Genomic DNA, 14,601 nt, shown 5'->3' on the forward strand with positions numbered 1-14,601 from the left:
AATTGTAGCAATAAAATATAATTTTAACAATTTTAAAGCTTATAAGATATAAGATAAATTAAACTAAAAATAAGGAAATTATATGCAAGATTATTTAAATTTAATGCAAAATCGCTCTTCTATTAGAGCATATACTCAAGAAAAAATTTCTAGAGAGAACTTAGAATATATCTTAGAATGTGCTAGATTATCTCCTAGTTCTTTAGGACTTGAACCTTGGAAATTCTTAGTTTTTCAAAAAGATGAACATAAAAAAGAAATTGCCAAAATAGCTAACAATCAAAATCATGTAGCAAATTGTGCTGCTATTATTGTTGTGATCTCAAGAGCTGATTTTAAAGATTATTTTGAAGAAAAACTAAAAAAGCGTGGTTTAAGCCAAGAAGAGTTAAATAAACGCTTGCAAACCTATAAGCCATTTTTAGACGCAATGGATTTAGAACAAAGTTTTATTTATGCAAAAGAGCAAAGTCATCTTGCTATTGCAAATATTATCAATGCTGCTTATAGTTTAAATTTGGGTTCGTGTATTATCGGTGGTTTTGATAAAGATAAAATCAATCAATATTTAAATTTAGACACCGCTAAACAAAGAGTATCTATGCTCATTGCTCTAGGACATGCCCAAAAAAATTCTGGTACAGAAAAAGCTCGTTTTGCATTTAATGAAGTGGTAGAATTTAAAGATTAATCAAATATCAAAACTCCATTTAAATTTTATATAATAAAATAATATTTTTAAAATAAAATGGAGTTTTAAATGCAAGGAAATTTTTTAAAGATTTTTGGCGTATTGCCATTTTTAGCAGTAGCTTTTATTAATGCTTTTGTGGATTTAGGACACAAAATCATCATACAAAATACCATTTATAAATTTTATGAAGATAGCACCCAACTTTTTCTAACTGCTATTGTCAATGCTTTAATGCTTTTGCCTTTTATTCTTATGCTTTCACCATCTGGATTTTTAGCGGATAAATTTCCTAAAAATAAAATCATGAAAATATCTGCATTATTTTCAGTAATATTAACTTGTATTATTTGTTTGTGTTATTATCTTGGAGCATTTTGGCTTGCATTTACAATGACTTTTATCATGGGAGTGCAATCTGCCTTATACTCTCCTGCAAAATATGGCTTTATAAAAGAATTAGTAGGAAAAGAGCTTTTAGCTATGGGAAATGGAGCTGTCAATGCAGTAAGTATTGTGGCTATTTTAGCCGGTATGGCAGTATTTTCTCTAAGCTTTGAAATGCTTTTTGAGTCAAATTTTAACACTCCTTCGGATATTTTAACACAAATTGCACCTTTGGGTTTTGTATTAATAGCTTTTGCTTTATTAGAACTTTTTTTAGCTTATAAACTTCCTAGCTTAAAAGAAGAAGATAAAAATTTAAGTTTTGATAAAAAACAATATTTACAAGGAAAGCTTTTAACCTCTAATTTAAAAACAATATTTTCTCATAAAATTATTTGGCTTTGCATTATAGGAATTTCACTTTTTTGGGCCATATCACAACTTTATTTAGTGAGTTTTCCTGTATATGCAAAAAATGATCTTTTTATAGAAAATACCTTTTATGTACAATGCTCTTTAGCTTTTTCTGGTATAGGAGTGATTATAGGATCGCTTGTTAGTGGTAAGTTTTCTAAAAATTACATCGAATTAGGTCTTATACCACTAGGTGCTTTAGGGGTTTTTCTAATGAGCATTTTAATGCCATTTTTAGAAAACTTACTAAGTTATAGTGTAGTGTTTTTTATTTTTGGTTTAAGCGGAGCATTTTTTATCATACCTTTAAACTCTCTAATACAATTTCATGCAAAAGAAAATGAACTAGGAAAAGTCTTAGCAGGAAATAATTTCATACAAAATATTTTTATGTTAGGCTTTTTAGCACTAGCTACTTTTGCTGCTTATGTTAAAATTGAAGTGATAAATTTGTTTTATTTTATCATCGCTGTGGCATTTTTTGGAAGCATTTATGTGCTAAGTAAATTGCCTTTTTCTTTAGTGCGTTTATTAATGAGTATAGCGTTTTTTCAACGCTACCGTTTATTGGTAGAAGGTTTTGAGAATATTCCTGAAAAAGGTGGAGCGTTATTGCTTGGTAATCATATATCTTTTATAGATTGGGCTATTGTGCAAATGGCTATACCAAGAAAAATTTATTTTGTTATGGAAAAAAGCATTTATTCTAAGTGGTATATTAGAATTTTTCTTGATAAATTTGGAGTTATTCCTGTTTCAAGTGCTTCTAGCAAATCAAGCTTAGAGCTTATTGCTATGCATATTAAAAATGGAAATTTAGTTTGCCTTTTCCCAGAAGGAGTGCTTTCACGCCATGGACAGCTTAATGAATTTAAAGGTGGATTTGAGTTAGTTTGCTCAAAATTAGAAGAGCAAGATGGAGTGATTTTACCTTTTTATATTAGAGGACTTTGGGGAAGTGCTTTTTCAAGAAGTGATGAAGAATTTTCAGCAAGAAACCGCAAAATAAGCAAAAGAAAAATCGCTATTGCTTTTGGAAAAAGCTTGCCAATACACACTAAAAAAGAAGTGGTTAAAGCAAAGGTTTTTGAACTTTCATTTATTGCTTGGAAATCTCAATGTGAAAGTATGCATACTATAGCTAGAGCTTGGATAGATAGCGCTAAAAGAAATTTAAGTCAAATAGCTATTGTTGATCCTTTAATAGGTGGTATTACTTATAGAAAAATGCTTGCTTTAAGTCTAGTTTTTAGCTCTTTTATAAAAAATAGATCACATGAGTTAAATATACAACCTACCCAAGGAAGCTATGCTCCAAAAGAAGAATGTATAGGAATTTTGCTCCCTGCTTCCATGGCTAGCTCTCTTTGTAATCTAGCTGTATTACTTGCAAATAAAATCGTGGTAAATTTAAATTTCACAGCAGGTGTAAAAGCAATAAATCAAGCCATTCAAAGCTCTCAAATTCAACAAATTTATACTTCTAGAAAATTTATGGAAAAATTAGAAAATAAAGGCATAAAACTAGAATTTGAAGAGCATGTTAGAATTATTTTTATGGAAGATATTATCGCAAACTTTAAAAGACAAAAACTCAAAATCTTTTCTATGCTTGCTTTAGTAAGTATCTTACCTACTTGTTTAATAAAAGCATTATTTGCGTCTAATAAACAAAACCTTGCCATAGCTGCTATATTATTTAGTAGTGGTAGCGAGGGAACACCTAAGGGGGTAATGCTAAATAATCGCAATATTTTAAGCAATATAGCTCAAATTTCAGATGTATTATGTGCAAAAAATGAAGATGTTGTCTTATCTTCTTTGCCACCTTTTCATGCTTTTGGATTAACTGTAACTACTTTTATGCCTTTATTAGAAGGGATTAAAAGCATAACACATGCTGATCCAACAGATGCACTAGGTGTAGCAAAAGCTATAGTAAAAAACAATGTTAGCATTATGTGTGCTACTTCAACTTTTTTAGGTATTTATGCAAGAAATAAAAAACTTGATGCGATTATGTTTGAAAGCCTAAGGATTATCGTTTCAGGTGCTGAAAAACTCAAAAGCGAAGTAAGAACTGCCTTTGAAATTAAATTTAAAAAACCTATTTTTGAAGGCTATGGAGCCACTGAAACCACTCCAGTTGCAAGTGTAAATTTACCGAATAAATTTGATCCTGACTATTGGATTTTACACCGTGCAAATAAAGAAGGTAGTGTAGGTATGCCTTTACCAGGAAGTGCTATACGCATAGTAGATCCATCTACTTATGAAAGTTTAAATCATGGAGAAGATGGATTAATACTCATTGGTGGCCATCAGGTTATGGTGGGTTATTTAAACAATAAAGAAAAAACCGATGAAGTTATCAAAGAAATCGATGGCATACGCTGGTATAATACCGGCGATAAAGGCCATGTAGATGAGGATGGCTTTTTATATATAGTAGATCGTTATTCTCGTTTTGCAAAAATTGGTGGTGAGATGATATCTTTAGGAGCTTTAGAAGAAGAAATTGCTAAATTTATCAATACAGATGTAGTAAAATTTTGCGCAGTTGCACTAGATGATGATAAAAAAGGTGAAATGGTATGCTTATTAGTAGAATGCCAAGAGCAAGATTTTGAAGGAATTTGTGAAGCAATTAAAAACTCTACTATGCCTGCTATTTTTAAACCAAGTAGATATTTTAAGGTAGAACAAATCCCACTTTTAGGCTCTGGCAAAGTGGATCTAAAAGGTGCTAAAGATTTAGCTAAAATCTTGCAAGAAAATTAATTCCCAAAGTAAATTTTACTTTGGGAAATTTTATAAACTATTTCTTTTAGTTTTACAATCATATTTTTTATCAAAAACAAGCTTATTATTTTCCTTAACTACTAATTTTCCCTTAATATAAAAATACTCCAAATCGCTAGTTTGTGTTAAGATTATATCCGCCTCCATCATACAACCCTCGCGTCCTATTTGCATTGTTTGAGTAATGGTATATTCTGCACTTAATGGGTTTTCATTTTGAAGTTTTAATTCTCTTTTTAAATTATGCTTTACTAAAACATCAACCTCATCAAATCTATAAACACCTTCTCCAAAAACCCCGCCAACACCATCTGTAATACAAGTCCAAGTATCGTTTAAAATATCATAAGAAATGCTTCTATCTACCCTACCTTCTTCTAAAAGTGTTATTGGGGTTAAAGGAGCACTTTGTGCTTGCATATTGATTTTATCGCTATCTTGACCATTAAAACATGGTAAATTAAATTCACACTCATTTAAATCTAAAGTCAAGGTTGAAATTTTTGGCATAGGCCAAAACATAGGCCAAAAAGAATTTGCTAATGATAATCTTATCTTAGAACCCTTGGCAAATCTATATCCACAAGCATCAAGTTTGATTTGCTTTTGGATAAATTCATCTTTTTTTAAAGGTATAAATTGCTCTTTATTATCACTTAATGCAAGATTGATTACTCCATAACTTACTCTTTTTACAAAACCATCAGCTCTAACTTCACTAAGTTGAGCAAAAAGCATAGCTTTTTCTTGATCGCTTGCAATTTTTACATTTAACATAGGAAAGCCTAAGACATCTAAATCTTGTTCTAAAAAATCACTTTCAAAAACAACTGCCATCCCATCATCTAACCTTTGATCGCTAGGACTTTCTCCTAAAACACCAGCTCCCATCCACTCTCCTGATAAAAGCCCATGATTTAATGGAGTGTTAATTTTGATAAATTCACTTGATTTTTTACATGTTAATTTATGCGGATTTAAATAGTATCTTTTATAGCTAATATCATTTTTAAAATCATTTAAAGCAACAAAACGACCTTCTACTTTCTCTGTTTTTGAATTTGGCTTAGAGCTATTTTCAATATATGCTTGTATCATAGGAGCTTCAAGCACATCGTTTTCTTCATTTTTAAGCCATTTATCCCACCATTTAAGTGCTTCTTGTAAAAAACCCATTGCAGGCAAAGGTAAACCATCATGAGGATAAACATGAGCCCAAGGACCAACGATAGCTTTTTTTGGAACTTTCAAACCATTCATTAGAGTAAAAACAGGATTAGTATAAGAATCAGCCCATCCATCTAATGCAAAAACAGGGACTTGTATATCATCATAATTTTCCCCAACAGATCCATGCTTCCAATAATCATCTTTTAAAGTATGCTCAAGCCATAATGTGGGCCATAAAGGCATATTCTCAAGCCTATTGAGCCATTTTTTTCTACCATTTGGATCAATTTTTGGATCAACAAAGCGTGATTGATATGCAAGCATGATATTACCCCACCAAAAATTATCATTAAGCAAACATCCGCCTTTATAATGAATATCCTCATTAAACCTATCATCAGTAAAACCTACTACTATAATTGCTTTTAAATTTTTAGGTCTTCTTGCTGCAACTTGTAAAGAATTAAAGCCACCCCAAGATTTACCCATCATACCAATATTCCCATCACACCATTCTTGCTTTGCAATCCACTCAATGACTTCTAAGGCATCATCTTGTTCTTGTTTTAAATATTCATCTTCTAATAAACCATCAGATTCCCCACTTCCTCTAATATCAACCCTAACAACCGCATAGCCATTACCACTAAAATATCCGTGCATAGGCTCATCTCTACCCCTTGTTCCATCATTTTTTCTATAAGGAATGTATTCTAATATAGCAGGAACTTTTTCTTTTACTTGAGGAAGCCAAATTCGTGATGAAAGCTTAGTGCCATCTTTTAAAACTATCCATTCATTTTCTATTACTCTAACCTTGTTTTTAAAGTTAAAAACAATTTCCTTCATTTCATCTCCTTTTTATTGTATTTTTTAATCCAAATCAAACAAAACATTACACCCAAAATAGCCATAACTATCATGATGGTAAAATATATATGAAAACCTTTTACACCTGGGTATCTATCTAATAAATCTCCAGCAAGTAATGGTGCAAAAACTTCAGGCAAATACCCAAAAGTAGATACAATACCTATAGCCATACCCGCTAAATGTATAGGAATTTTTCCCTCACTAAGTAAAGAATAATAAATTCCAAAATTAGAATACATAGCTATATAAATTACGACACAAGCAGAAGTTAAAACACTCATTTGTAAAAATCCATTTAATTTTGAACTAAGCATTAAAAAAATAACACCAATTCCCATTAAAATAAAGCCTATCATCATTATTTTAGCTTTTCCATATCCATCTGCTATAAATCCACCCACTACAGAAGAAACCGGACGAATATATTGAGCCAATACCGTTAAAATAGCTGCAAAAACAGCAGAAGTTCCTATAACATTGCTTGCATAAGGAGTAAAATAATAAAAACTCATGTTAAAAAAATATGTACAAAAAGTAATAGCAACCACAAGCCAAAGAGCAGAATTTTTCAAAAGAAAAACCAAGTCTTTGATTTTAATCTTCTCACTTTGGTCATTAATATCATCTTTCAAAAGAAAAAACAATAAAATAGCACTTGCAATAGGAGCTATAGAATAAAACACAATAACCATTTCTATACCTTGTGCGGCCAAGGCTTTTGTTTGAAAATATCCAAAAATACTCGTAGCTATAGCCAAATGTGCAGCACCAACAACTCCTCTACCGCCTTCAAAAATTCCATAAGCCCTTGCTTGTTCTTTAGAATTTGCTAAGTTCCTTACTATTTTCATCAAAGAAGGCCAAAAAATTAATAAAGAAGTAATCCCCCAAATTCCATAAATAATCAAAAGTGCATTTAAAGAAGTAAAATATAAATGCAATAAACCACCAAGTCCTGTAGCAATTAAAGAAAAAATCAATAATTTTTTTGGTGCAAAACGATCTGCTAAATAACCTCCTAAAGCATAAGAAAACAAACCAAGCAATCCATAAGCACTACCCAAAAGCCCCATTTCAAAATTATTTAAGTGATAAAGACTCATATAATCATCATAATAATACTTTCTAAAATAAGGCAAACCATAAATAATAGATCCGCAAAAGGATAATAACAATAATGTTAAAAAATTATTTTTTAAACTTTGTCCTGTATTTTGTCCCATCAAAAACTCCTTTTGCATACTATATATAATTTTTATGTTTTTTTGCTTTTATGTAAGTGATTTTATGCAAAAAATATTATAATAATATCATTTTAATCTACTTTATTATAAAATTTTATTAATTTAATAATTTATAAGCATAAAAAAATTTATTTACAAGATAAAAATAATTTCTGTTTTTTATTTTTTATTATTGTTTTTTTGATACATTTACATAAACTAAAAATTAAAAAAGGGAAATAATGAAAATTTTTGATATGGTAGTTATTGGCGCTGGCCCTGCAGGTATTGCAGCTGGAGTAGAAGCTAAAATAAAAAATAAAGAAGTTATTGTTTTAGAAAAAGCTGATGCGATTTGTCAAACCTTAGTAAAATTTTACAAAGAAGGCAAAAGAGTAGACAAAGCTTATAAAGGTTGTGATAGCACAAATCATGGACATATAAATTTTGAAGATGGAACCAGAGAAAGCACAATAGAAACTTTCCAAAATGCCATTAAAGAGCACAATCTTGAAGTAAAGCTTTCTAGTGAAGTTGAAAGTGTTAAAAAAGATGGAGAAAATTTCATAGTTAGCACTGCAAATGAAAATTATATTTGTAAAAATGCAGTTATTGCCATAGGTAGAATGGGTAAGCCAAATAAACCAAACTATACTTTACCTATAACTTTAACTAAAATCATCAATTTTAATGCAAATTCAACAAGCCAAGATGAAAAAATCTTAGTTGTAGGCGGTGGAAATTCAGCAGCAGAATACGCTATAGATTTAGCTAAAAATAACGATGTTACACTTTGCTATAGAAGAGAAACTTTCTCAAGATTAAATGATATTAATCTTGAAGATATTCAAAAAGCTTTTGAACAAGGCAGTGTAAAAGCAAAACTCGGCATAGATATAACTGGTATTGAAGATGAAAATGGTAAAGCTAAAGTAAATTTCACTAACAATACAAGTGAAATTTATGATCGCATTATTTATGCTATTGGTGGTTCAACCCCACTTGATTTCTTACAAAAATGCTCTATAGAAGTTGATGAAAAAGGTGTGCCAAGCTTTGATGAAAACAAAGAAAGTAATGTAAAAGGATTATTTGTAGCAGGTGATATAGCGAGTAAAAACGGAGCTTCTATTGTAGTGGGTTTAAATGATTCATTTAAAATCTGCGATCATCTTTATAAATGCTAAAACTCTTTCAATATTCAAAAGGCTATCGTTATAATAATGATAGCCTTTTACTTTTTGACTTTTTATCTAAAAATAACTTAAAAGGAAATATCCTTGATATAGGATGTGGATGTGGAATTTTAGGACTTTTAGTAAAGCAAAAATTTCCAAATTCAAAAGTTTATCTACTAGATATTCAAGAGCAAAATATCAAACTAAGTTATAAAAATGCCAAAGAAAATAAACTTGAAATTCAAAGCATTTGCGAAGACTTTTTAAACTATAAAAGTGATATAAAATTTGATTTTTTGATCTCTAATCCTCCATTTTATAAAAAAAATACACAAAAAAGCCAAGATTTGCATTTATGTATATCAAGATATCAAGAATTTATGCCGCTTGAGAAGATGTTTGCTAAAATAAATACTTTAATCAAGCCAAATGGTAGTTTTTTTATGTGCTATGAGGCAAGTTTTTTAGATGAAATTTGTGCTTATTTAAAACAATTTAAATTAAAACTAGTTTCCCTTCAATGCATTCACACCAATACACAAACTAATGCAAGGCTTGTTTTAATGCATATTAAAAAAAATAGTAAAAGTCCTTGCGCGATAATGCCTACGCTTTTTATGTATGAAAATAATGTTTTAAATCCAAAAATTAGTGAAATTTATGAAAATACAGGAACTATAAGCTATGATATGTGAAAAAGACTTTGATTATTCTTTTGATGAAAATGCTTGTAAAACATGCGGTGGAAAATGCTGCACTGGAGAAAGTGGATATATCTATGCTAGCAAAGAAGAGCTAGAAGCTATTGCTGCTTTTTTAAATTTAAACTTTGAAGCCTTTAAAGAACAATACCTTATCAAAGTTGGATTTAAATATAGTTTTAAAGAAGTAAAGCATGAAAATGGCTATCGTTGTATTTTTTTTGATACAATGTATAAAAAATGTTTAATTTACAAGCATAGACCAAAACAATGTAGAACTTTTCCATTTTGGGAGTATTTTAAAACACACAAAGAGGAGTTGAAAGAAGAATGTATAGGGGTTTGCTTTCACTAATTATCGTTTTTATCCTAACAAACCTTGCTTTGGCTAAAAGCGAAGATAAAATCTTACAAGCACTCATTTATGAAGAACATGGACAGTTTCAAAAAGCATGTGATATTTATACAAATTTATTTCATGAAAATAATGAAAGTATCTATTTGCAAAAAGCATTGCTTTTAGCTTTGGGTGCTAACTTAAAACAAAAAGATGAACTTTTAAAAGCCTCTAAAGAATTTTTAAATCATACAGCTATTGCAAGATTAAATGCTTTGCATTTTTTTGAAATAGGAGATTATAAACAAGCCGAAACTATACTTTATAAACTCATTAAAGAAGAGCAAGATTATAGAAACTATGAAATACTAGGTGATATTTTTGCTAAAAAAGCTTTATACACCAAAGCTTTAGAGCAATACAATCTTGCTTATAAGCTTTTTGAACATGAAAATTTATTACTTAAAATAGTTGAAATTAATATAAAAAATAAAAATATTGATCAAGCTAAAAAAGCTTTAGAAGAATTTGTAAAAAATTCACAATGCACTCTTAAAACATGCACCCTACTTTTAAAAATTTATCAAGAGCAAAAAAACAATAAGGCAAGCATTCAAACCCTTGAAAAACTATATAAACTCAACAATGATATTAAATATATATATGCTATGATAGAATTACTAGTGCAAGAAAAAAATTATAAACAAGCTCTAAATTTAGTCCAACAATACAACATAGATCCTGATACTAAAATTTTCTTATATACACAAACAAAAAATTATAAAAAAGCTTACGAAATAGCTTTAAAACATTATGAACTTAGCAAAGATAAAAAATACCTTTCTATGGCAGGGGTTTTAGAATTTGAAATTTATATGGATTCTAAAAGTAAAAAAATCACGGATCCAAAAATTCTAGCTTCTATTATGAAAAAATTTGAACAAAGTGTAGATGTGCGTAGCGATGCTTTATATCAAAATTACTATGGCTATGCCTTAATCGAATATGATATTGATATTGCAAAAGGTATAGAATTAGTAGGCTGGGCACTTGAACAAGAACCACAAAATCTTTACTACCTAGACTCTTTAGCTTGGGGCTATTATAAACTTAAAAATTGCAAAAAAGCTTATGAAATTTTACAAAAAACATTCCACGATAAAGAATTTGCAAATTCCCAAGAAAGCAAAGATCACTTAAAGGCCATTGAAAAATGTTTAAAACAATAGATTTAAAAGATCATTTTTCAAAAACACAAAAAATTCTAGAAAATAAAAAAGAAATTTTTCCTTATGATATGCTAGGCAGAAGCCTAGCTTCTAATGCTTTTTATCCTAAAGATATTTACACACTTTTGCTTGAAAGAAAACTTTCGCATTTTTTATATTCTAAAGATTTAAATTTTAATCATGAAAATTTTGATGCTATCGTTTTACCAACAAGTCCTTTGCTTAATCAAGACATACAAAATTTAAGTCTTTTTAGACGCTATCATGAAAAACCCATTGTGCAATTTGACTTTATTTTTGATGAATATCAAATTTTAGAAAGCTTGGTATATGGAGCTGATGCGTTTATTGTATTTCCTAAAATGCTAAAAACTATGCAACTAAAAAAACTTTATAATTTTGCAATACATCTTGGCTTAGAGGCCATTTTTTATATTGAAAGCAAAAGCGATCTTAATAATGCTATTTTAGCAGGAGCTAGAATTTTTTTATTAGAAGATGAAAAGCTATTACCTTTGATACCAAAAAATAAAGCTCTTATAAGTAAAAATATCAAAAATCTACATGCTTGCATAAAGGAGAGTTGATGGAGTATTTATATGCACCTTGGAGAGATGTTTATTTTAATAATAAAGATAAAAATTTTTGTCCTTTTTGTCATTGTAAGTATGAACTTAATGAAGATGAAAAACTTGGGGTAATTTTTAGAGCTAAAGAATGTTTTGGCATTATGAATAAATACCCTTATAGTCCGGGTCATTTCATGATTATCCCTTATGATCATTTAGAAAATATAGAAGATTTAAATAATGATACATGGCTAGAAATTAGCCATTTTGTGCGTATTGGAGTTAAAATTTTAAAAGAAAACTTTCATGCTAAGGGTGTTAATATAGGTATGAATTTAGGCAGTGCAGCAGGAGCTGGCATAGCGCCGCATTGTCATTATCATTTAATCCCAAGATGGCAAGGGGATACAAATTTTATCACTACCATAGGACAAACTAGAGTTTGTGGGAGTGATTTGGGAAAAGTTTATACCACCTTATGCAAAGCTTTTAAAGATTATGTATAAAGAAGTTGATTTTGAAAATTTTTTAAAATTTAATTTTGATCTTTTAATTGATGTAAGAAGTCCCAAAGAATACAAACTTGCTCATATAAAATCTGCGCAAAATTACTACGCACTAAATGATAATGAATTTGAAGAAATAGGCACACTTTATAAGAAAAATAAAGGCTTAGCTAAAGCAAAAGGCGCAAGTTATATTTGTAAAAATATGAGTGAACATATTAATAAACTTTATCAAAATTATAAAATAGGTTCTTTGGTGGGAATTTATTGCGCAAGAGGCGGTAAAAGATCAAAAGCTATTGCTTTAATCTTGGCTGAACTTGGTTATAGAGTTGTAAGATTAGAAGGTGGATACAAGGCCTATAGAAGTTATGTGAGCGAGTTTTTTAGGAAAGATTTAAATATTGAGTTTTTATGTCTTTGTGGTAATACAGCAAGTGGTAAAAGTGATTTAATCCAAACTTTAAATAATGCTTTAAATTTAGAAAAACTAGCTAATCACCAAGGATCAAGTTTTGGTAAAATTTATGGAGAACAACCAAGCCAAAAAGCCTTTGAAGATAAGTTGTTTTATTTTTTAAAAGATTATACTCACAAAACTTGTTTTATAGAAGCTGAAAGCAGACAAATTGGAAATTTAACTATCCCGCTAAATTTATATAATAGTATGCAAAAAGCTAAGAAAATTTGGTGCGAGTGTGATATAAATTTACGCATTCAAAGAGTTTTAAAAAACTATACTCCAATGGATAAAAAAGTATTTTATCAATGCGTTGAAAAAATATCACCTTATATCAGCAAGGATTTTAAATTAAGACTTTGTAAAAATTATGAAGAAAATAATTTAGAACTTTGTGTAAAAATGCTTTTTGAATATTATGATAAAGTATATAAAAAACCTGCAAAAATTGATTATTTTATAAATAGCTCTAATTTAAATGAAGCTAAAAAATATCTTATGAGTTTAAACTCATAAGATTATATTTACAAAAATTACAAAAATAATACTTGAAAGAATTCCAGCAACTGGTAAAGTAATAACCCAAGCTAAACCAATAGGTTTCATCATACCCCATTTAGCATCTTTATTAAACACCCCTATACCCAAAATAGCGCCGATTAAAATATGGGTTGAGCTAACTGGAATTCCAAGTTGAGTTGCTAAAAGTATAACAATACTTGCACCAAGTTCAGCACTAAAGCCTGTTGTTGGCTTAATTTCTGCTAGTTTTGAACCAACAGTTTGAATAACTTCTTTACCTAAAAACCAAAGTCCAATAACCAAAGCTATACCAAACATAAGCATTACAGCAAATGGCACTGGCGAACTTGGATTAATGGTATTATTTTTAAGCACATCTAAAATCGCAGCAAATGGTCCAAGAGCATTAGCTATATCATTAGCTCCATGCGAAAAAGCAAAACTAGAAGCAGTAAAAATTTGAAACCACGAAAAAATCTTTTCTATAGTTTTATTTACTTCAGTTTTTTTCATCAATCTTACAACAGCCAAAGTAACTATATAAGCAAAAATAGAAATAATAGAAACTATCCATAAATTCTGCACCATATCTAAAGTAGAAACTTTATTTAAACCTTTAAATAAAAACATTGACGCTATTATTAAAGCAGCTATCCCTGCAACCAAAGGAACATGAAATTTCATTTTAGAAAAAACATCTATATTTTTTTCTTTTTCTTTTAATTCTTTAATTTTTAACTTATATTCACTTCTTTTTTCATCATCATCTAAAACAATGGCACTTAATTCTTTAATTTGCTCTTCTTGACTTTTGTTTTTTAAATTGATAAAAAAATTTTCTTTAAACTCCTTTTTTTCTTTTTTAATTTCTTTTATTTGCATATTAATCAAAGCCGAAGGTTGAAGTATTTTTTTATAAATATAAGCATAAATTAAATACGCCACAAGTCCACCAAGTAAAGGAGAAATAACCCAACTCATAGCTATTTTATAAATACCATTCCAATTTACCATAGAAAAAGCTTGGTCTTGATCAAAAAATACAAACCCCATAGCTATACTTGAACCTACAATACCACCTATAATGCTATGAGTAGTAGAAACTGGAAGTCCTTTTTTTGTTGCTATAAATAACCAAATACCTGAACTTAGCAAAGCAGAAAGCATAACACATACAAACACCATAGGATCAACACTATCTGGTAAAACTACTATACCACTTCTTATAGTATTAGTTACTTCCCCACCTGCAAACACAGCTCCACTTAATTCAAATACTGCTGCAATAATTAAAGCTTGCTTGATAGTAACTGTCTTAGCTCCCACGCTAGTACCAAATGAATTTGCAACATCATTACCGCCAACATTAAAGGCCATAAAAATTCCAAATACACTAGCAAGAATAAATAATATCATGGAATTATTAGGAATATAATTATAACCCCAAACAAAAAAACACAAAACGCTTACAATAAAAATAAAAAATGCAATGGTATTGTCTTTACTCAAGCATTCTCCTTAAGAAATTATTTTAAGAAT

12 protein-coding genes are annotated in these 14,601 nt (G+C 29.4%); 9 read left to right on the forward strand and 3 right to left on the reverse strand.

Features of this window, described 5'->3' with window-relative positions:
* The first annotated feature begins 82 nt into the window (after window positions 1-82).
* Entirely contained in the window at window positions 83-691 is a 609-nt protein-coding gene (locus L8Y18_RS00360; protein ID WP_263664430.1) for an NAD(P)H-dependent oxidoreductase, read from the forward strand.
* Between the two features lie 69 nt (window positions 692-760).
* On the forward strand, window positions 761-4,273 hold the full coding sequence (locus L8Y18_RS00365; protein ID WP_263660938.1) for an acyl-[ACP]--phospholipid O-acyltransferase: 3,513 nt from the start codon (window positions 761-763) through the stop codon (window positions 4,271-4,273).
* 30 nt (window positions 4,274-4,303) lie between these two features.
* On the opposite strand, the gene L8Y18_RS00370 is transcribed toward L8Y18_RS00365, so the two are convergent.
* Together L8Y18_RS00370 and L8Y18_RS00375 are read right to left on the reverse strand one after the other, a co-directional pair.
* Complete coding sequence (locus L8Y18_RS00370) at window positions 4,304-6,313, reverse strand: CocE/NonD family hydrolase (protein WP_263664429.1); 2,010 nt, start codon at window positions 6,311-6,313, stop codon at window positions 4,304-4,306.
* A complete protein-coding gene (locus L8Y18_RS00375; RefSeq protein WP_263676056.1) occupies window positions 6,310-7,560 on the reverse strand; it encodes an MFS transporter in 1,251 nt (416 codons plus the stop codon). The genes L8Y18_RS00370 and L8Y18_RS00375 overlap by 4 nt, the downstream gene beginning before the upstream one ends.
* A gap of 242 nt (window positions 7,561-7,802) precedes the next feature.
* On the opposite strand from L8Y18_RS00375, the gene L8Y18_RS00380 reads away from it, so the two are divergent.
* From L8Y18_RS00380 to mnmH, 7 genes are read left to right on the forward strand one after another with little or no spacing between them, the layout of a single operon-like run.
* Window positions 7,803-8,747, forward strand: a complete 945-nt coding sequence (locus tag L8Y18_RS00380) for an NAD(P)-binding domain-containing protein (protein ID WP_220567115.1) — start codon at window positions 7,803-7,805, stop codon at window positions 8,745-8,747.
* A complete protein-coding gene (locus L8Y18_RS00385) occupies window positions 8,741-9,433 on the forward strand; it encodes a tRNA1(Val) (adenine(37)-N6)-methyltransferase (RefSeq protein ID WP_220567116.1) in 693 nt (230 codons plus the stop codon). The genes L8Y18_RS00380 and L8Y18_RS00385 overlap by 7 nt, the downstream gene beginning before the upstream one ends.
* Window positions 9,423-9,794 (forward strand): YkgJ family cysteine cluster protein, encoded by a 372-nt coding sequence (locus L8Y18_RS00390; protein ID WP_220567117.1) that lies wholly within the window; start codon window positions 9,423-9,425, stop codon window positions 9,792-9,794. Before L8Y18_RS00385 ends, L8Y18_RS00390 begins: the two co-directional genes overlap by 11 nt.
* Complete coding sequence (locus tag L8Y18_RS00395) at window positions 9,770-11,005, forward strand: tetratricopeptide repeat protein (RefSeq protein ID WP_220567118.1); 1,236 nt, start codon at window positions 9,770-9,772, stop codon at window positions 11,003-11,005. The genes L8Y18_RS00390 and L8Y18_RS00395 overlap by 25 nt, the downstream gene beginning before the upstream one ends.
* On the forward strand, window positions 10,990-11,592 hold the full coding sequence (locus L8Y18_RS00400) for an indole-3-glycerol-phosphate synthase TrpC (RefSeq protein WP_133318809.1): 603 nt from the start codon (window positions 10,990-10,992) through the stop codon (window positions 11,590-11,592). Before L8Y18_RS00395 ends, L8Y18_RS00400 begins: the two co-directional genes overlap by 16 nt.
* Window positions 11,592-12,080, forward strand: coding sequence for an HIT family protein (locus L8Y18_RS00405; protein ID WP_263666181.1), 489 nt, complete (start codon window positions 11,592-11,594; stop codon window positions 12,078-12,080). Before L8Y18_RS00400 ends, L8Y18_RS00405 begins: the two co-directional genes overlap by 1 nt.
* Window positions 12,073-13,056, forward strand: a complete 984-nt coding sequence (gene mnmH / locus L8Y18_RS00410) for a tRNA 2-selenouridine(34) synthase MnmH (protein ID WP_220567121.1) — start codon at window positions 12,073-12,075, stop codon at window positions 13,054-13,056. Before L8Y18_RS00405 ends, mnmH begins: the two co-directional genes overlap by 8 nt.
* Here mnmH and L8Y18_RS00415 read toward each other — a convergent pair.
* A complete protein-coding gene (locus L8Y18_RS00415) occupies window positions 13,051-14,571 on the reverse strand; it encodes an inorganic phosphate transporter (RefSeq protein WP_133318806.1) in 1,521 nt (506 codons plus the stop codon). The genes mnmH and L8Y18_RS00415 overlap by 6 nt on opposite strands.
* Window positions 14,572-14,601: the final 30 nt, after the last annotated feature.

Origin of the sequence: Campylobacter sp. CNRCH_2007_0968H (assembly GCF_025773245.1) — a bacterium.
Classification (GTDB): Bacteria; Campylobacterota; Campylobacteria; order Campylobacterales; family Campylobacteraceae; genus Campylobacter_D; species Campylobacter_D lari_D.

Bases quoted from the DNA above. Each gene is read 5' to 3' on its own strand.
- L8Y18_RS00360 (WP_263664430.1), top strand. From the start codon at position 83: ATGCAAGATTATTTAAATTTAATGCAAAATCGCTCTTCTATTAGAGCA.
- L8Y18_RS00365 (WP_263660938.1), top strand. From the start codon at position 761: ATGCAAGGAAATTTTTTAAAGATTTTTGGCGTATTGCCATTTTTAGCA.
- L8Y18_RS00370 (WP_263664429.1), bottom strand. From the start codon at position 6,313: ATGAAGGAAATTGTTTTTAACTTTAAAAACAAGGTTAGAGTAATAGAA.
- L8Y18_RS00375 (WP_263676056.1), bottom strand. From the start codon at position 7,560: ATGGGACAAAATACAGGACAAAGTTTAAAAAATAATTTTTTAACATTA.
- L8Y18_RS00380 (WP_220567115.1), top strand. From the start codon at position 7,803: ATGAAAATTTTTGATATGGTAGTTATTGGCGCTGGCCCTGCAGGTATT.
- L8Y18_RS00385 (WP_220567116.1), top strand. From the start codon at position 8,741: ATGCTAAAACTCTTTCAATATTCAAAAGGCTATCGTTATAATAATGAT.
- L8Y18_RS00390 (WP_220567117.1), top strand. From the start codon at position 9,423: ATGATATGTGAAAAAGACTTTGATTATTCTTTTGATGAAAATGCTTGT.
- L8Y18_RS00395 (WP_220567118.1), top strand. From the start codon at position 9,770: ATGTATAGGGGTTTGCTTTCACTAATTATCGTTTTTATCCTAACAAAC.
- L8Y18_RS00400 (WP_133318809.1), top strand. From the start codon at position 10,990: ATGTTTAAAACAATAGATTTAAAAGATCATTTTTCAAAAACACAAAAA.
- L8Y18_RS00405 (WP_263666181.1), top strand. From the start codon at position 11,592: ATGGAGTATTTATATGCACCTTGGAGAGATGTTTATTTTAATAATAAA.
- mnmH (WP_220567121.1), top strand. From the start codon at position 12,073: ATGTATAAAGAAGTTGATTTTGAAAATTTTTTAAAATTTAATTTTGAT.